Genomic DNA, 16,921 nt, shown 5'->3' on the forward strand with positions numbered 1-16,921 from the left:
TTGCGCGGCCCGGAGCGATCGGGAAATGTAGAGCGTGAAAATGGCATTCTACGAAAGGGAGAACATGGCGCTCACCGCACTGCTGGAGCTGGAGTTCAAGGCAGACGCGCTCGACGACGCGAAGAGGGTCATGACTCGGGTCCTCGACGAGACCCGTGCGTTCGACGGCTGCGTCGGCATCGAGATCCTTGTGGACCAGAAGAACGAGGCACGCTGGGTCGTCGTCGAGAAGTGGCAGTCGCAGGAGCACGACACCGCGTACCGCAAGTTCCGCGCGGGCGACGGCGCGATCACCGACCTCGGACCCCTGCTCGCCGGTGCGCCGAAGCTGACGCACTACACAGGGCTCTGAGCGGCCTGTCGAAGAACGAAAATGTGGGGTCGAGCCCGGAGTGCAGGCTCGACCCCACATTTTCATGGTTGCGGAGAGTCGCAGAGGGACGCCGGTCTTCGCCGGGGCCGGGCGGCCGGTTAAGGTGAACCTCGGAGTGTCGTGTCCACTGCACTTCCGTGGAGTGCGATATCCCTGCACTCCGATGTTGCGTCGAGCGTGGAGGTATTCGGGCATGTTGGAACTGATCGGCATGATCATCGTGGTCGCGTGCGCGGTCGTCGTCAGCGCCTGCTGCCTGCTGCTGCTCGTGGCATCGACGGTTGGCCCCCACTTCCTTCTGGCTTCCGACAAGAAGAACGCAGAGGTCGAGCGGAACACTCCCGCACGCGTCTGATCCCGTAAGAGTTCTGAGCGCCTATCCCCAGCCCAGCTGGTGGAGGCGCTCCTCTTCGATTCCGAAATAGTGTGCGATCTCGTGCACGACGGTCACCGCGACCTCGTGCACCACGTCGTCGTCGGTGTGACAGATGTCGAGGATCGCGTCGCGATAGATCGTGATCGTGTCGGGTAGCGACCCGGCGTAATGACTGTCGCGTTCGGTGAGCGCGATTCCCTGGTAGAGGCCGAGCAGGTCCGGTTCGTCCTCGTGCCGCGGCTCGACCAGGACCACCACGTTGTCGATCGCCCGCGTGAGTGCCGCGGGAATCTCGTCGAGCGCATCCGAGACGAGTCCCTCGAAGCGTTCGTCGCTCATCTCCACCATCGGTCAGGACCCCGGCAGGGGAGCGGCCCCGGGGAGTGGGATGGGCAGCGACCGGCCGTCGGGCTGCGGCGGCGGCGCGACCGGAGGCTGACCGTCGATGAGGATGTCGCCCTTCGCACTGCCCGTGATGGAGGCGAAGCCGCCGCCCTCGACCTGCTTACCGACAGAGCAGTTGACCTTGCGGCTGCCCGCGAGCCAGCTGTCGAAGTTCAGGTTGTCCCAGAACAAGGTCAGCGTCTTGTTCCGCAGCGCGTCGGGGTTGCCCAGGTATTCGTTGACCCGCTCCGTGCAGGTCCGCTCGAGGTAGGCGTCCTGATCCTCGACGCCCGGCAGTCCGCCCGGGAAGTTCTCGGACAGGTCCACCGTCGCCACCACCTCGAAGGCATGCGGCTTCGAGCATTCGACGGGATCGGCCGGGACCCCGTTGTTGATGCCGATGCACAGGCCGACGTCCCACGCGCGGGACTGGTCCTGGTCGGCGACCCTGCCGTTGATGGGCAGCAGATTGCCGGTGGTCGACGAGAACTGCAGTCCGCAGCGCAACGTGCGTTCGCCTGCAGCCCAGCCGGCTTCGCCGGGGTTGATCAGCCCGACGCTGAACTTGCCGTGCGGATCGAAGCGGCCGCCGAGGTAGTCCATCGCGGCAGGTGCACACATCTCGTCGCGGAGTTCGGTGAACCGCAGCACCGACGGGAAGCGCGAGCCCGGCCCCCACTCGGAGCCCGGGAACACACTCAGGTCGATGTCTTCGACCACCTCGAACAGGTGCGTCTGCTCGCATTCCACCTTCGCGAGGTCGCTCGCATCGAGCGCCGTCCAGGTCAGGCAGTCACCGCTGGTGGAGGTACCGAACGCATCACCGGCGACGGCGCCGGTCGACGGGGACGCACCGCTGGTGTTTCCGTCTGTGGTGTCGGTCCCCTCGAAGCCCGCGACGACGAACGTCGCGATCGCGGCGAGGATCGCGCCCGCGGCCACGAACACCAACGCGCGTCGCGTCAGCTCGGCTGACGGCGGACGCCGTACCGGCTTCTTCTTCTTGTCTTCGGCCATCGCCTCCCATCATGCCCTGGAGGGGCGCGTCCGGGTAACGTCGGTTCATGGCCGACGACCAGATCGATCCCCGGATCCAAGAGATCGCCCAGAGTTGTTTCGACGCAGCGCGCGCAGGCGATAGTGAGACCTTGGCGACATACATCGAGGCAGGTGTCCCTGCGAACCTGACGAACGGTGCGGGCGACACCCTCGTCATGCTCGCCGCGTACCGCGGGAACGCTGCGGCCGTACGCGTCCTCATCGACAATGGCGCAGACGTGAATCGCGCGAACGACCGCGGTCAGACTCCGCTCGCCGGTGCAGTCTTCAAGGGTGAGGAAGAGGTCGTGCGCATGCTCACCGAAGCGGGCGCCGATCCGCTGGGCGGGCATCCCACCGCGGTGGACGCGGCGCAGATGTTCGGGCGCGAGGACTACCTGCAGCTCTGGCAAAGGTAGGCTTCATCTTCGTGATCGACCTCAAGTTTCTCCGCGAGAATCCCGACACCGTTCGCGCCTCGCAGCGCACCCGAGGCGAGGACCCCGGTCTCGTCGACGCGCTGCTCGATGCGGATGCTTCCCGCCGCGCCGCTGTGCTGGCGGGCGACAACGCCCGCGCCGAGCAGAAGGCGCTGGGTAAGAAGGTCGGCAAGGCGTCCCCGGAGGAGCGTCCCGCACTGCTCGACGGCTCGAAGGACCTCGCGGCCAAGGTCAAGGAACTCGAGGCCGAGCAGTCTGCTGCGCAGGAAGCGCTCGAGCGGGCACACATGGCGATCTCCAACATCGTCCAGGAGGGCGCTCCGGCCGGCGGCGAGGACGATTTCGTCACCCTCGAGACGGTCGGTGAGCTGCCCACGTTCGATTTCGAGCCGAAGGATCACCTCACCCTCGGTGAGTCGCTGGGCCTGATCGACATGGAGCGCGGTGCCAAGGTCTCCGGTGCGCGCTTCTACTTCCTCACCGGCTACGGCGCGCTGCTGCAGCTCGGTCTGCTCCAGCTCGCTGCGCAGAAGGCCACGGCCAACGGCTTCACGATGATGATCCCGCCGGTGCTGGTGCGCCCCGAGATCATGCGTGGCACCGGCTTCCTGGGGCAGCACGCCGACGAGGTGTATCACCTCGAGGACGACGACCTGTACCTGGTCGGCACGTCCGAGGTGCCGCTCGCGGGCTACCACTCGGGCGAGATCCTCGACCTGTCCGGCGGACCGAAACGATACGCGGGCTGGTCGTCGTGCTTCCGCCGCGAGGCAGGCAGCTACGGCAAGGACACCCGCGGCATCATCCGCGTGCACCAGTTCGACAAGGTCGAGATGTTCGTCTACTGCAAGCCCGAGGAGGCCACTGCAGAGCATCAGCGGCTCCTGGCGTGGGAACGCGAGATGCTCGCTGCGATCGACGTTCCGTACCGGGTCATCGATGTTGCCGGCGGCGACCTCGGTTCTTCGGCCGCCCGCAAGTTCGACTGCGAGGCATGGGTGCCGACGCAGCAGCGGTACCGCGAACTGACGTCGACGTCGAACTGCACCACTTTCCAGGGGCGTCGTCTCGGCGTCCGCTACCGCGACGAGAACGGCAAGCCGCAGACCGCCGCGACCCTCAACGGGACGTTGGCGACGACGCGGTGGCTCGTGGCGCTGCTCGAGAACCACCAGCAGGCCGACGGCACCGTCAAGGTCCCCGCAGCGCTGGTGCCGTTCGTCGGGCGTGAGGTGCTCGAGCCCACCGGCTGACCGCCGGTGCTGCCGAACGTCAGCTCAGGATGAGGCAACTCGTGGAGCCGGTCGCCACCAACCGGCCCTGCTCGTCGCGCGCTTCTCCGCGTGCGGTCGCGGTGCGGCGACCGGCGTGCTCGCAGAATCCCTGCACGCGCAGGATGTGGCCGGGTTGTACCCCGCGGAGGTAGCGCACCTGTAGGTCGAGGGTCGTGTAGCCGACACCCGCGTCGAGCGTGCTCGACACCGAGAATCCCATCGCCGTGTCGAACAGCGTGGCGAGCACCCCGCCGTGCACACTGCCGACGGCGTTGGCGTGGAACTCCTGCACCTCCAACGTCACTTCGACGAACCCTTCCCGCGCGTCGGTGACGGTGAAACCCAATGTCCGTGACGTGGGGTGATGGGGGATGCTGCCGTCCATCAGCCCGCGCAGGAACTCGAGTCCCTTCATGTCGCGATTGGCGGCCGACGTCGGTGCCGGATCGTCCCACGTGTAGGTGCGTTGCCGGTGCAGTTCGTTGTCCTCGCTCACAATTGACGACGGTATCGGACGTACACGTCGTCCGTGACACGAGCGAACTGCAGTGCCATGCTGTAGTCATGCGCCGACGATGTTGATTCGACCCCTCGACCTCGCTGTCCGTCCGGGCGGTGGCCTATGCGGCCACCCGCGAACTGGTGCCGCTCTACGGTCTCTACGCGCTGCTGTTCGAAGACCGCGGGCTGAGCACCGGGAGCATTTCGCTGCTGTTCGTGCTGTGGTCGGTTGTCGCGTTCGTGACGGAGGTTCCATCGGGCGCGTGGGCGGACACGGTGTCGCGCCGTGGTCTGCTGCTTTGCAGTGGCGCCCTGTTCACTGCGACCTTCACGATCTGGATGCTGTGGCCGACGGTCTGGGGTTTCGCGACCGGTTTCGTGCTGTGGGGCGTCAGTGAATCCCTGAAGTCGGGCACCTTCGAGGCGCTCCTCTACGACGAACTCGCGGCGCTCGGCGCCGAGCGCAGGTACGCGGCCGTGACGGGATATGCGAACGCCGGCGAGATGGTGTGTGTCTTCGTCGCGATCCTGTCGGCGGCGCCGCTGTTCGAACTCGGTGGTTACGCGCTCGTCGGATGGTTGTCCGTGGCGATCACCATCGCGAATGCGGCACTGGTTCTGACCTTGCCGTCCGCGCCCCGGGTCATGGATGCCGACGAGGTCGACGGCACCCGCGACACGTTGCTCGCCCGCTACGTCGGGGCACTGCGTGACGGCACGACCGAAGTGCGCACCGACAAGGTGGTGCGCCGCGCGGTGATCCTCGCTGCCGCTCTGCTCGCAGGCCTTGCCTTCGACGAGTACTTCGGTCTGCTCGCACGGGAAGGTGGTGCGAGCATCGAGCAGGTGCCGGTCCTGGTGGCGCTGACGGTGGTCGGTCAGGTGATCGGTGCCGCGACGGCGGGCCGGACCGCGTCGATGAGTGGTCGGGTGATGGGCGCGGTGGTGATTGCGGGGGCAGTGCTCCTCGCAGTCGGCGCCCTCGCGGGCGGTGTCGGCGGGTTCGTCGCGATCGGGCTCGGATACGGCGCGCTGCACAACACCGCTGTCGTCGCCGAGGCCCGGTTGCAGGACACGATGTCGGGCCGCACCCGTGCGACGGTGACCTCGGTCGTGGGCCTGACGAGTGAGATCCTGTCGGTCGGTGTGTTCGCGGGGTTCGCGGTGGGCTCGACATGGATTCCACTGTCCGGGCTGGTCGTCGCGACGGTATTGCCGCTGCTCGTCGTGGGCCTCGTAGCCGGCCGATGGCTGCCTACCCGGGGCTGCTCAGCAAGCTCTTAGCCGGACGCTCTAGCGTCGACGCACATGCGTGCACGTCTGCTCACCATGATCACCGCCGTGTCCGGGCTCGCCCTCGTGGGCGCCGGATCGACCTTCGCCTATCTGGATTCACCCGACACCACCGTCACCGTTGCAGAACAGGAAGCCGGGGGTGAGGGCGTCTCCGATGCCCGCAGCACATTGCAGCAGGCCAGCCTTCCCCTCTCGATTCTCGGCGGTGGAGTCGGCCAGCTCACCGACGGCAGCCGTCAACTCGACGACGGCGCAAAGCAACTCGCCGACGGCCTCGGCCAGGCAAGGGCAGGCGGAGAACAACTCGCAGACGGGCTCGATCAACTCCAGGGCGGTGTCGGTCTGCTCGGTGACGGGGCATCCCAGGTCAGCGGCGGTGTCGACGAAGTGGTCACCCGGCTCACCGGATTCGGCGAGATGCAGGGCAGCGTCACCGCGAAGCTGACGACCGTCGCCGATACCCTCGACCTGTCCGGTGACCCGGTGTCGCGCTCGGCGTCCGGGGAGATCCGGGAGCTGGTCGGCATGCTGAACAATCAGGGCCTCGGACCGGACACGATGGACCAGCTCGCGCAGCTGCGCGGCGGAGCGCAGCAGCTCGCCTACGAACTCACCGACCCGGACGCGCAGTTCGTCGCGGGTATGTCCCAGGCCGCCGACGGGTCCCAGCAGCTGCTCGACGGCCTGGTCCTGCTCGACGACGGTGGCAGGCAACTGACCGACGGCACCGGTCAGCTCGTCGCGGGCGTCGGACCGGTCAGCAACGTCGTCGAGAGCATCTCGGGCAACGTTCGGGAAGCGACGGAAGCACTGCCCAAGGGCGGCGCCGCGCAGGCTGCCGAACCCACCGTGGCGACCGCGGACCGTCAGTGGTGGCCCTTCGCGTTGATCGCGGGCGGCGCGGTGCTGTTGCTCGTGCCGGTCTTCGCACCGAGGCCCGCGGTCAAGCCGATCCGGAGCGACCAGACCGTGTGATCAGCAATTCTGTGTGATCAGGAATTCTGTGTGATCAGCAGTTCGGTGATCAGCGCGGGCAGCCGCTCGCGCCACTGCACCCAGTCGTGACCACCCGCGAAGGTCTTCGAACGGATCGGATGTCCGGCCGCGGCCAGCCGCGCTGCGGCGGCGGTGACCTCGTCGAGCATCATCCACTCGAGTGAGCCCACCTCGCTGAGGATGGGTACCTCGCCGCCCTCATCGGCATCTGCAAGGGTCGGTACGTCTCGGCCCTGCTCGTCGTGCCACCACATCGACGGTGACAGGCAGGCGGCGCCGCGCACGGCATCGGGCCGGGTCAATGCGAAGAACATCGACGCGAGTCCGCCGTACGAGCAGCCGCCCACCGTCACGGGCTCGCCCGCGAACGCGAGAAGGTCGTCGCGGAAGCGCGGATTGGCGGTCAGATCGGACGCCCGCACGTTGCGTCCCTGGCCGTCGGCACTCATGTGGTCGACGACGAGCACCCGCGCGGGGGCGTTCTCGGGATGGTCGAACGCCGCGAGCACCCGGTGACGGCGGATCTCGTCGCCGTCGAACAACACCACGGTGCCGCGACCCGGCACCGGCGGTACGTAGGTGCCGACGCGTCGAGGGATTCCGTCGAGCTCCACCGTGTCGGTCGTGAGGATGCCCTCCGGATGTGCGCCCGTCCGGAGTCGTTGCGGTTCGGCATCGGGGGCAGCGCCCTCGAATGTCCCGATGGCGCCCCGGCGGAAGGCGATCCACCAGTTCCGCTGGTCCTCGTCGCCCTCCGGAACCGTGAGCGGTGTGTTCGACGGAATGAACGTGTACGCGCCGCGCCAGCCGGCCGGAACCCGCACGGAGAGGACCCACGACCGTGAGTCCGTGTCGCGGTGCATGGTGCCCTCGGCGATCAGGCTGCGGTCGGTGACGCAGTTGACGTCGAGGAAGACCGCGGTTGTCGAGGACGGCAGCGCGGCGTCGCCCACGGCGAACGTCGCGATCCAGTCGCTGCCGTCGGAGGTGAAGACCGGCGTTCCGTCACCCGGCAACATGGCCCGAGCGGTAGGCGGAGTGGGTACCGAGCGATCGGGGGCCGGTCGACGCTTCCTCGGAGAGGGTGCGGGAACGGTGGTGCTCTTGGTCAAGTTGGATCACGCCTCTCCGCCGACTGCCACAAGTGTGAGCAGACCCTAACCTGTGGGAGTCGTGGGTGGTTCCGGTAGCCAGAGCTACCGGAACCACGCATCGATGCGTCAGAGTTTGCTGCTGCGCAGCTCGTGACCCTTCGACGTCTTGCAGCGACCGGACTCGAGATCCCACTGCCAGCCGTGGAGGTTGCAGGTGAGCGTGGTGCCGTCGACCACGCCGAACTTCGACAGGTCGGCCTTCAGGTGCGGGCAACGACGCTGAATCTCGTAGCCGCCCAGCTCGATCGACGCCGTGTCGTCGTGGGCCTCGGAGAACCAGCCGTCCGCGTAGGCGATCCGCTCGTCGGTGAGGCACTTGAAGAACGTGTACAGGAACTCGTTGTATCCGCCGATCCGCCACGCGGTGAAGCGAGTGGACAGGAAGATCGTGTTGACCCAGTCGGGTTCGTCGTCGCGCAGGACCGTCCGTACCAGCTCCGGCGCGATGCGGAACCCGTAGCGGTACTTGCCTTCTCCCTCGACGGGCTCGCGCACGACCCGCTTCGGGAAGTCAAGCACGACGGTTTCGGCGTCGTCTCCCGAGCCCATCACCAGACCCACGGGGTAGCCGATGCCGTCGCAGATCAGGTCGGACTGCGCCATGATCGGCTCGAACTTCGCCTTCAGGGCGGGCAGCAACGGCTCGCCCTCCGCGGGAGCCCATGTGGCCTTCTCCGCCGCGATGATCGGCGCGAACCGCTGCGCCATGTCCTCGATGTAGGCGGCCTTGTCGGTGAAGATCGCATCGACCTGCTCGTCCGGGATCGGGTGAGTGAGGGTCATCCGATCCTTGCCGACCAGATCCACGGTCGATCCCGGGATCATCAGCAGGCCGCCGTCGCGCCCGTGGATGCGCAGCTGCTCGAGGAACACGTGCTGGTCGGGGAAGATGTTCCCCTCGTCGCCGTGGTCGTCGTTGAGGTCGCGCAGATCGTCGTCGAGGAACACCGGCGGCCCGGCCGACGGCACGATCCAGGTGGCGCCGACCTGCTCGATGTAGCTGCGGCAGCGGTCCATGCCGCGCTGGCGTTTCTGCTTGCCGAAGTTTGCCTTGGTCTTCTTCGGGATGTCGTAGACCATCGGGTACCAGATGGCACCCGAGTACTGCAGCAGGTGGATGTCGATGCGGCCGAATGCGTCGTGCATCGGATCCATGTCGATCGGACGCGCATCGTTCATGTTGAACACCGTGGTTGCGCCGTCGGAGACGACGAGACCGGAGTCGCCGATCGGTCCGTCGGCGGGCGCCCGGAGCGCAATGATCATGATGTCGAGCTCGCCCGGCTCGAGCGGAGCCTGCGGAGCGACCTCGATTCCGGCCGTGGTGATCCGATGCTTGACGGAGTCGGTGGTCTCGAGGAACTTGGTGAAGCCCAATGCCTCGAGTTCACGCCGCAGCTCCGGCACCGGATAGTCCGGCAGCAGCACCCTCGCGTCCTTGCTGACGTACTTGCTCAGCGTGCCCGGATCGAAGTGATCCTTGTGCAGGTGCGACACGTACAGGTAATCGACGTCACCGAGCGCGTCCCAATCCAGCGCTGTGTTGTCCGGGAACGGTACCCACGACGCGAAATAGGCAGGGTTGACCCACGGATCGCACAGGATGGACCCGGCTTCGGTCTGGATGTGGAAACCCGCGTGTCCGACGCTGGTGATCTGCACTTCGTTGCCTCCTGACGGGCTGGCCGACGTGACCACCAGGGTAGGCGGAGCCGCTCAGTCCACTGCGCCCAGGCAGTATCCGTTCGATGCGGTTGTGACGTAGACAACCAGGTCACGAGCCGTTCCTGCCTCGACGACCGGAATCGTCACACTTCCGTAGACCTCGTCGAGAGGTGAGAAGGTCCCCGATTCCGCGTCGAATGTCGTCACGTCGCCGAGGGCATCCGGAACCATCGACAGTGGCGGTGCTCCCGGACTGCCGGTGCCCCACGGATCCCAGATCTCCCTCCCCGGGCAGATCAGCGGGTAGTTCTCCTCGGTGTCGTCGGAGTGGACCGGGTCGCCTGTGGCACGTCCGAGGAACCGTTCCACCGCGTAGACGGCGTCGCGGCCCGTGTAGATGTCGCCGCCGGCCGGGTGCACGTACGGGCACGCGTATCCGGATGCGATCTCGCTGCGCAGCACCGACACGTCGGTGCCGTCCGCGGACCACGTCACCGCGTACTGGCCGTCCTGCCCGGGCTGCCGGACCGCGGCAGTGATGGCGTCGACGTCCGCATACATGGCCTCGGCCCGGTCGGGGGCGATCGTCCAGCACTCGGCGGTCACGTCGTTCCCCGACGCCAGGTCGTTCACCCACGCCTGCAACGCCTCGGTCGCCGCGGCGTTGCCCGGCACGTCACCGACCGGTACCGCGGGCGCTTCCGTCGTCGCGGGTGCAGCGGTGACGGTCTCCGTAGCGGCGGGCGGTCCGGGGCTCTCGGTGGGGATGCCGGACTGCCCGTCGCCCGCGCATCCCACCGTGGTCAAGGCCACTACGAGGCTTGCGCCGGTGAGCGCGAGCAGGCGGGACTTTCGGGTGGTGGTGCTCATTACTGTCGCCTCTGACGTCGATCGCGATCGGTCTGCTGCCGTGGACCCGGCTACGCTAACCGACGTGGAACCCTTCTACCGGACCATCATCGGCGTGGCACGCACACTGTTCGCAGCGCAGGGCCTGAAATTCAGGATCTCCGGGGCGAAACAGATCCCGGCGACCGGGGGAGCGGTCATCGCGATGAACCACACGGGCTACATGGACTTCACCTACGCGGGCATACCTGCACGTGAGACCAAGCGGTACATCCGATTCATGGCGAAGAAGGAAGTCTTCGACAACAAGATCTCCGGGCCGATGATGCGCGCCATGAAGCACATCCCCGTCGACCGCGGTGGTGCCGGCGACGCGTATCGACTTGCGGTCGAGGCGCTGCGCAGAGGCGAACTCGTCGGTGTGTTTCCCGAGGAGACGATCAGCCGCAGTTTCGAACTCAAGGAATTCAGGTCCGGTGCGGCCCGAATGGCCCTCGAAGCCGGTGTGCCCGTCGTTCCGATGGTGCTGTGGGGGTCGCAGCGGGTGTGGACGAAGGGACACCCGAAGCGGCTCGGCCGGACGAACACGCCCATCACCATCATCGTCGGGGCCCCGATCGAGCCGTACGAGCCCGCCGCCGAGATGACCGCGCAGCTGCACACCACCATGGAGCAGATGCTGCAGGAAGCGCAGAAGGACTATCGCCACGAGGCGGGCGCCTACTGGGTGCCGAAGCGTCTCGGTGGTTCGGCACCGACGCCCGAGGAAGCAAACGCCGAGGATGCGCGTGTCGCGGCCGAACGTCGTGCCCGCAAGGACGCGGAAGGCACCGGTCGCGAGGCCGGTGACGGCACTGGTGGAGAGCCGGGCGCAACAGGAAACGACCCTTCGGCACAATAACGGGGTGAGCCCTCAGCGTCCGAGCCTTGTCGCGACAGATGTCGACGGCACCCTGATCGACGACTCGGAGAGGATTTCCGATCGCACCCGCAGCGCAGTACATGCGGTGATCGATTCCGGCACTCCGTTCGTCCTCGCGACCGGCCGCCCGCCGCGGTGGATCGCGCCGGTGGTCGACCAACTCCGGTATGCGCCGCTCGCGGTATGCGCCAACGGCGCGGTCCTCTACGACAGCGCCTCCGACCGGATACTCAGCGCCGCGGTGCTCGGCACGGACGAATTGTCGTGGCTCGCCGAGCTCGCGGTCGCCGTCCTGCCGGGGAGCGGGCTCGCGGCCGAACGGATCGGGGCCAGCGCACACGATGCCGCGACACCTCAATTCGTGAGTTCACCGGGATACGAGCATGCGTGGCTCAATCCGGACAACACCGAACTCGCCGAGCACGACGTGATCGCCGAGCCCGCCATCAAGCTGTTGATCCGGCAGCCGGGTGCGACCAGTGCCGAGATGGCCGAGGTGCTCCTGCCGGAGCTACACGGTCTCGTCGACCTGACGTACTCGACCGACAACGGCCTCATCGAAATCTCTGCGGCGGGCATCACGAAGGCGTCGGGGCTGCAGGAGGCCGCTCGGCATCTCGGGGTGACGGCCGAACATCTCGTCGCATTCGGCGACATGCCCAACGACATCCCGATGCTGTCGATGGCGCGTCACGGTGTCGCGATGGAGAACGCACACCCCGAGGCCAAATCGGTGGCAGACGAAGTCACTGCCACCAACGTCGAGGACGGGGTTGCCCGCATCCTCGAACGCTGGTGGCAGTGACTCGTATCTGCCGGTGACCGTAGGTCAGCCCGCGGGCACCGGTTCAGGTGCCGGCGCGGCTTCGGGTGCCGGTGCAGGTGCCTGCATCGACTCCTCGTAGGCATCGTTGTAGGCGCGGAGCACCTTCGTGACGACACCGGTGACCTCGTTGAAGATCAGCGAACCGAACTCGAAGTCCGATCGCCAACCGTCCGGCACCCGGTACTCGTCGCTGGTGGGCAACCCCAGCTCACCAGCGTCGAGCCCGGACTTCTGCCACGCCTGGTAGATCTCACCGAGCACCGTCCACACACCGCCGTTGGGTGAGGTGTAGATGGCCCCGTTGACGAACTGGGCGCTCTCGAATCCACCCTTGACGGGGAGGATCGATGTCAATGCCGTACCCAGACGTCCGGCCTCGCCGCCTTCGGCGATCCACTTCTGGGCAAGCGGATGATTGTCGGCCAGCCGAATCAGTTCCTGGACGAGGTTCTGCACGTTGTCGGCCGATCCGGTGGCCGGCGCCCCTGCACTGCTGTCGGGTACCGCACCGCGCGCGGGCGGAGGATTGTCCGTCGCGAGATCGGTGCTCGGGCTCGTGCCCTTCGCGGCCTCCGCGGCGATGTTGCGGATCTTGTCCATCTGGGCGTATCCGCCGTCGCCGGGGCAGCTGGTGCTGCCCACGTCGCGGTGCGCGAAGATGATCGGCAGGTCGACGGCCGCGCCGCGGGGGTACGGGGTGAACGAGGTGCCCTCGGAGTACATCGTGGTGTGCCCCTTGGGGTCGAGTCCGGCCTTCGCGAGCCGCCAGCCGAGGAACTTGCCCACCGAGTCGACGGTGGCGTCGGGTGGTGTCGCCGACGAAAAGTCGCCCATCATGGCGATACCCATTGTGTTCTCGTTGAAGCCGCCGGAGTGGGCGCCCTGCACGTTGCGATCGAGGCCGCCCGCGCGCCCCTCGAAGATCTGGCCGTACTTGTCGACGAGGACGTTGTATCCGACGTCGCACCAGCCGAGTGTCTGCGCGTGGTAGGCGTAGATCGCGCGCACGATCTCCGCGGATTCGGCCTTCGAGTAGTCGTTGCTGCCCGCAGTGTGGTGCACCGTGGCCCCGCCCAGCGAGTCGTCGTAGGTGGGCTCGTCGCATCGGATCGATTCGTCGGCACCCCACTGTGAGCGGGTGATGACCTTGAGGTCGGAGGAGCCCACCGGGCCCGCGATGTCCGAGAGGGTGGCATCGGCGGGGCTGGTGCCCGGGTCGATGAGTACGGCGCTGACGCTGTCGGCGAGGGCCTGGGCGGGATCCTGGGCGTGCAGCGGGCGTGACGACGACGCGGGGACGTACCCGAGTTCGGGTGCGCCCTCTGCGGGTGCCGCAACGGGGGCCGGTGCTTCGGCGGGTGCAGGCACTTCAGCCGGTGCGGGAGCCTCGGGGGCAGCGGGAGCCTCTGGTGCAGCGGGAGCCTCGGGTGCCTGCGGTGCAGGCGCCGCTTCCGGCGGCGCCTCGGCACCGGCGAGATTCGGCTCCGGACCCGGTCGCGGTGTCAGCAGGACCTGCACGGCGTTGGTCGCGCCGACGAAGATCGCCTCGGTGCCTCTGCGCGTATCGGGGGAGGAGTCGTTGCGGGCAGTCTCGAGGGGTTCGGTCACCGACCAGGCACCCCACGTGCCGTCCTCGTTCTGCGCGCGGATCATCGCATCGGTGTCGGCGACGTCGCTCGCAGTGAGGGCGACGAGGCTGAAGGGCGTGTCGCGGGTGAGTTCCTTGACGACGGCGCCCACGTGTCCGATCGGTCCACCGTTGGGGTCGGGTGCTGTCCTGACCTCAGGGATTCCCTGGACGATCTCTTTGAGGCTCATGTCGGGAAGGTTGAGCCCGGTCAGTTCCTCGAGGGGAATTACGAGGTCGGGGACCGATGCGAGTACGACCTCGGCGATCGTGGGCGCAACGGCCTCGACGGAATCGCTGGTCTGTCGGATCTCGGTCTGGTCACTGGTGAAGCCGGACACCGCGAAAGGTGTTGCGACGGCCAGGGCGGCGACGGCACCCAGGACGATCGACGGCTTCGGGCGGCGATGCGGCACTGTTTGCTACTCCCTGTTGGTGTGCGCGGGTTCGGACAGGCGGTATCACTTGTCGGAATCCAACATCCTCGAGCCTGTTCCGTGCCGGAAAGAGCCGTGGATGAAGGCAACTTGTGATGCCATTGTTGCTGTTGTGACATTTGTTGCGATACCTCGCCACTCTTGCCACACTAGACACAGCAAACCATAACCCTCAACCTGAGCTTGAGCATCGCGTCTCGAGATGTCCGATCCGCGAGAGCGGGCGATGACGTGGACGACCGTTCGCGTGACCAGCGGAAATGCGAGAACAAGGGAGCAGAGCGCATGGCACGACAGTCGATTCGTCGCAAAGGAAAGATTCGCAGACGGCGTGTCGTCCTCGGCCGGCCGCTACGCAACGGATGGCGACCGGCCGCGACACGTGCGGCTGCGATCGGCATTGCGCCCGCATTGCTCGCCGGGGCGGTCGTCGGCGTTCTCGTGAGCGGCGGATCGGACGGCCCAGAGGTGAGGCAGGCGGTCTCCGCCGACACCCCGTTCACTTTCAGCGGTCAAGGTCACGGCCACGGTCGCGGTATGGGCCAGTGGGGTGCCTACGGCTACGCACAGGACGGCTGGACGGCCGAGCGCATCGTCGGCCACTACTACGGTGGCACCACCCTGGGCACTGTCGAAGACTCCATGATCGCCGTGCGTCTCACCGGCCTCGACGACCACAGCCTCGACGTCTACTCCGATGCCGGACTCACCGTCGCGGGCAGGCAGGTCGGCCCCGGCGAGGCCGCCCACCTGACCCCGAACGCAGACGGGGGCGCGAACGTCGTGGTGACCGCCGGATGCAGCGGTGACGTGCTGTGGCAGGGTGCCACGGATCTGCCGTGGGTCGACCCGGTCGATCTCGGTGAGGACCGCCCCAAGGAAGAGCATCTGAAGCTGTGCTCGGGCGACACCACCTACCGTGGCGCGATCGGCGTGGTCCTCGAAGGCGAGGCGGCCCGCACCGTCAACCGCCTGAACGTCGAGGACTACCTGCGCAGCGTCGTCCCCGCCGAGGCGCTGCCCGGCTGGGCCGACACAGGCGGAGCCGAAGCATTGCGGGCCCAGGCCATCGCGGCCCGTTCCTACGCACTCGCGGAGAAGCGCAGCGAACAGTGGCAGACCTGCGACACGACGAACTGCCAGGTGTACGGAGGTTCGGGAACGGAGGACCCCCGTACCGATGACGCCGTCCGCACCACCCGGGGAGTCGCGCTGATGAAGGACGGCGCGGTCATCCGCAGCGAGTTCTCGGCATCGACCGGTGGATACAGCGCCGGCGGCACCTTCCCGCCCGTCGAGGACCTCGGCGACAAGGTCGCACCCAACCGGCAGTGGGCCAAGACCGTCACCGCCGGTGAGATCGGCACGGCATTCGGTGTGGGCGAACTCCAGAACATCGACGTCATCGCCCGCAACAACCTCGGCGACGCGGGAGGCCGCGCCACGCAGGTCCGCGTCATCGGCTCCGATCGGACCATCGAGACCACGGGTGCCGAGGCACGTGCCAAGCTCGGACTGCGGTCCGACTGGTTCACCGTGCAGGAAGGCACCGAAGCGGCCGTGCCGCCGCCCACACCGGCACCGGAGATCGACACCGAAGTGGGAGCACTTCGGTTCGAGACCAGCGACAGCTCGGAAATCCAGCGGGCATATCTGGAACTCGGTGGGGTCGAGAGCATCCTCGGTTCGCCCGTCGGACCCGAACTGATGCTTCCGGACGAGCGAGGCAAGTTCCGGATCTTCACCGGTGGCGCGATCGTGTGGACTCCTGAGGTCGGCGCCCAGATCATCGACTCGAGCTTCCTGCGTGACTGGTTCCCGAGCACCGGCAGCGCCGAATAGAGCTGACCACCCGACACAGTGAGCAATGCCGTCCACGGAGTCCGTGGGAGGCATTGCTGTGTGTAATGCCGCAGCGTTGTGTAATGCCGCAGCGTTGACATTGACGCAACGTCAAGATGCACGCTGGATATCGAGCAGAACGGGGGCGGAAACCATGCGGCGCGAATGGTCGATCCAGGAGCTCGCCCGGGCCTCCGGCGTCACCAGCCGCACCCTGCGGCACTACGACGACGTCGGGGTGCTTGCACCGAGCCGTACAGGGCGTAACGGGATGCGCTTCTACGGCTCGGGCGCGCTGGTCCGGCTGCAGCGGATCCTGCTGCTGCGCGACCTCGGTCTCGGACTACCCGCGATCCGTGAGGTCCTCGACGACCACCGTGACACCGCGGGTGCGCTGCGTACCCACCTCGAACTGCTCGAACACGAGCGAACCCGACTCGAACGCCGGATCCGGGCGGTTCGCACGACCCTCGAGAAAACAGAGAAAGGAGAAGATCTGATGGCGAACGAAGTGTTCGACGGGTTCGACCACACGCAGTACCGCGACGAAGTGACGGAGCGCTGGGGTGAACAGGCGTATGCCACCGGCGACCGCTGGTGGCGCGGGATGAGCGAGCACGAACGTGGCGACTGGAAGGCGCACGTCGACCGGCTCGGTGCCGACTGGACCGCCGCGGCGCAGGCAGGTCTCGACCCGCACGGACAACAGGCCCAGGTACTCGCACGGCGTCACGTCGAGTGGTTGAGGTCTGTGCCCGGAACACCTGCCCACGGGGAGGGCGCCTGCAACCTGCGCGATTACGTGCTCGGTCTCGCCGACATGTACGTCGACGACGACCGGTTCGCCGCCAACTACGGCGGTACCGCCGGAGCCGAGTTCGTGCGCGCTGCCCTGCAGCATTACCTCTGATCACCCGGCCC

The 16,921-nt window shown here is 67.1% G+C and carries 17 protein-coding genes; 10 read left to right on the top strand and 7 right to left on the bottom strand.

Going from position 1 to position 16,921, the window contains the following annotated elements:
- The first annotated feature begins 64 nt into the window (after positions 1–64).
- On the top strand, positions 65–352 hold the full coding sequence (locus tag ACFWCF_RS18760; RefSeq protein ID WP_378564541.1) for a putative quinol monooxygenase: 288 nt from the start codon (positions 65–67) through the stop codon (positions 350–352).
- A 214-nt stretch (positions 353–566) separates the two neighbouring features.
- Positions 567–728 carry a hypothetical protein gene (locus ACFWCF_RS18765; RefSeq protein ID WP_378489361.1) on the top strand — a complete coding sequence of 54 codons (162 nt, stop codon included), beginning with the start codon at positions 567–569 and terminating at the stop codon, positions 726–728.
- Between the two features lie 21 nt (positions 729–749).
- Here ACFWCF_RS18765 and ACFWCF_RS18770 read toward each other — a convergent pair whose 3' ends face one another.
- Together ACFWCF_RS18770 and ACFWCF_RS18775 are read right to left on the bottom strand one after the other, a co-directional pair.
- Positions 750–1,088, bottom strand: a complete 339-nt coding sequence (locus tag ACFWCF_RS18770; protein ID WP_378489362.1) for a metallopeptidase family protein — start codon at positions 1,086–1,088, stop codon at positions 750–752.
- A gap of 12 nt (positions 1,089–1,100) precedes the next feature.
- Positions 1,101–2,150, bottom strand: a complete 1,050-nt coding sequence (locus ACFWCF_RS18775) for a septum formation family protein (protein WP_378564373.1) — start codon at positions 2,148–2,150, stop codon at positions 1,101–1,103.
- A gap of 47 nt (positions 2,151–2,197) precedes the next feature.
- Here ACFWCF_RS18775 and ACFWCF_RS18780 point away from each other — a divergent pair, with 47 nt between their 5' ends.
- Positions 2,198–2,590 (top strand): ankyrin repeat domain-containing protein, encoded by a 393-nt coding sequence (locus ACFWCF_RS18780; protein WP_378564376.1) that lies wholly within the window; start codon positions 2,198–2,200, stop codon positions 2,588–2,590.
- An 11-nt stretch (positions 2,591–2,601) separates the two neighbouring features.
- Entirely contained in the window at positions 2,602–3,864 is a 1,263-nt protein-coding gene (gene serS / locus ACFWCF_RS18785) for a serine--tRNA ligase (protein ID WP_378564379.1), read from the top strand.
- A gap of 19 nt (positions 3,865–3,883) precedes the next feature.
- On the opposite strand, the gene ACFWCF_RS18790 is transcribed toward serS, so the two are convergent.
- The gene (locus ACFWCF_RS18790) at positions 3,884–4,381 is read right to left on the bottom strand and encodes a PaaI family thioesterase (RefSeq protein WP_378564382.1); all 498 of its coding nucleotides are present in this window, start codon (positions 4,379–4,381) and stop codon (positions 3,884–3,886) included.
- 119 nt (positions 4,382–4,500) lie between these two features.
- On the opposite strand from ACFWCF_RS18790, the gene ACFWCF_RS18795 reads away from it, so the two are divergent.
- Positions 4,501–5,670 carry an MFS transporter gene (locus ACFWCF_RS18795; protein ID WP_378564385.1) on the top strand — a complete coding sequence of 390 codons (1,170 nt, stop codon included), beginning with the start codon at positions 4,501–4,503 and terminating at the stop codon, positions 5,668–5,670.
- Positions 5,671–5,694: 24 nt separating this feature from the next.
- Positions 5,695–6,657, top strand: a complete 963-nt coding sequence (locus ACFWCF_RS18800) for a hypothetical protein (protein WP_378564388.1) — start codon at positions 5,695–5,697, stop codon at positions 6,655–6,657.
- Between the two features lie 17 nt (positions 6,658–6,674).
- Here ACFWCF_RS18800 and ACFWCF_RS18805 read toward each other — a convergent pair whose 3' ends face one another.
- From ACFWCF_RS18805 to ACFWCF_RS18815, 3 genes are all read right to left on the bottom strand, one after another.
- Positions 6,675–7,697 carry an alpha/beta hydrolase-fold protein gene (locus ACFWCF_RS18805; RefSeq protein WP_378564391.1) on the bottom strand — a complete coding sequence of 341 codons (1,023 nt, stop codon included), beginning with the start codon at positions 7,695–7,697 and terminating at the stop codon, positions 6,675–6,677.
- 201 nt (positions 7,698–7,898) lie between these two features.
- Positions 7,899–9,494 (bottom strand): Rieske 2Fe-2S domain-containing protein, encoded by a 1,596-nt coding sequence (locus ACFWCF_RS18810; protein WP_378564394.1) that lies wholly within the window; start codon positions 9,492–9,494, stop codon positions 7,899–7,901.
- A 54-nt stretch (positions 9,495–9,548) separates the two neighbouring features.
- Positions 9,549–10,367 (bottom strand): hypothetical protein, encoded by an 819-nt coding sequence (locus ACFWCF_RS18815; protein ID WP_378564397.1) that lies wholly within the window; start codon positions 10,365–10,367, stop codon positions 9,549–9,551.
- A 64-nt stretch (positions 10,368–10,431) separates the two neighbouring features.
- Here ACFWCF_RS18815 and ACFWCF_RS18820 point away from each other — a divergent pair, with 64 nt between their 5' ends.
- Complete coding sequence (locus ACFWCF_RS18820; protein WP_378564400.1) at positions 10,432–11,247, top strand: lysophospholipid acyltransferase family protein; 816 nt, start codon at positions 10,432–10,434, stop codon at positions 11,245–11,247.
- 4 nt (positions 11,248–11,251) lie between these two features.
- Positions 11,252–12,073 carry an HAD family hydrolase gene (locus ACFWCF_RS18825; RefSeq protein WP_378564403.1) on the top strand — a complete coding sequence of 274 codons (822 nt, stop codon included), beginning with the start codon at positions 11,252–11,254 and terminating at the stop codon, positions 12,071–12,073.
- 24 nt (positions 12,074–12,097) lie between these two features.
- Here the strand turns inward: ACFWCF_RS18825 and ACFWCF_RS18830 are convergent, their stop codons facing one another.
- Positions 12,098–14,137: an N-acetylmuramoyl-L-alanine amidase gene (locus tag ACFWCF_RS18830; protein WP_378564406.1), complete on the bottom strand. Its 2,040-nt coding sequence runs from the start codon at positions 14,135–14,137 to the stop codon at positions 12,098–12,100.
- Between the two features lie 306 nt (positions 14,138–14,443).
- Here ACFWCF_RS18830 and ACFWCF_RS18835 point away from each other — a divergent pair, with 306 nt between their 5' ends.
- Positions 14,444–16,000, top strand: a complete 1,557-nt coding sequence (locus ACFWCF_RS18835; protein ID WP_378564409.1) for a SpoIID/LytB domain-containing protein — start codon at positions 14,444–14,446, stop codon at positions 15,998–16,000.
- Between the two features lie 154 nt (positions 16,001–16,154).
- The gene (locus ACFWCF_RS18840) at positions 16,155–16,910 is read left to right on the top strand and encodes a MerR family transcriptional regulator (RefSeq protein WP_378564412.1); all 756 of its coding nucleotides are present in this window, start codon (positions 16,155–16,157) and stop codon (positions 16,908–16,910) included.
- Positions 16,911–16,921 lie beyond the last annotated feature (11 nt).

The sequence above is a fragment of the Rhodococcus sp. NPDC060090 genome (genome assembly GCF_042729855.1).
Classification (GTDB): Bacteria; Actinomycetota; Actinomycetes; order Mycobacteriales; family Mycobacteriaceae; genus Rhodococcus.

What these genes read in the sequence shown, in the direction of transcription:
- ACFWCF_RS18765 (WP_378489361.1), top strand. Translation starts at nt 567, where the DNA reads ATGTTGGAACTGATCGGCATGATCATCGTGGTCGCGTGCGCGGTCGTC.
- ACFWCF_RS18780 (WP_378564376.1), top strand. Translation starts at nt 2,198, where the DNA reads ATGGCCGACGACCAGATCGATCCCCGGATCCAAGAGATCGCCCAGAGT.
- ACFWCF_RS18800 (WP_378564388.1), top strand. Translation starts at nt 5,695, where the DNA reads ATGCGTGCACGTCTGCTCACCATGATCACCGCCGTGTCCGGGCTCGCC.
- ACFWCF_RS18805 (WP_378564391.1), bottom strand. Translation starts at nt 7,697, where the DNA reads ATGTTGCCGGGTGACGGAACGCCGGTCTTCACCTCCGACGGCAGCGAC.
- ACFWCF_RS18775 (WP_378564373.1), bottom strand. Translation starts at nt 2,150, where the DNA reads ATGGCCGAAGACAAGAAGAAGAAGCCGGTACGGCGTCCGCCGTCAGCC.
- ACFWCF_RS18770 (WP_378489362.1), bottom strand. Translation starts at nt 1,088, where the DNA reads ATGAGCGACGAACGCTTCGAGGGACTCGTCTCGGATGCGCTCGACGAG.
- ACFWCF_RS18815 (WP_378564397.1), bottom strand. Translation starts at nt 10,367, where the DNA reads ATGAGCACCACCACCCGAAAGTCCCGCCTGCTCGCGCTCACCGGCGCA.
- ACFWCF_RS18760 (WP_378564541.1), top strand. Translation starts at nt 65, where the DNA reads ATGGCGCTCACCGCACTGCTGGAGCTGGAGTTCAAGGCAGACGCGCTC.
- ACFWCF_RS18835 (WP_378564409.1), top strand. Translation starts at nt 14,444, where the DNA reads ATGGCACGACAGTCGATTCGTCGCAAAGGAAAGATTCGCAGACGGCGT.
- ACFWCF_RS18840 (WP_378564412.1), top strand. Translation starts at nt 16,155, where the DNA reads ATGCGGCGCGAATGGTCGATCCAGGAGCTCGCCCGGGCCTCCGGCGTC.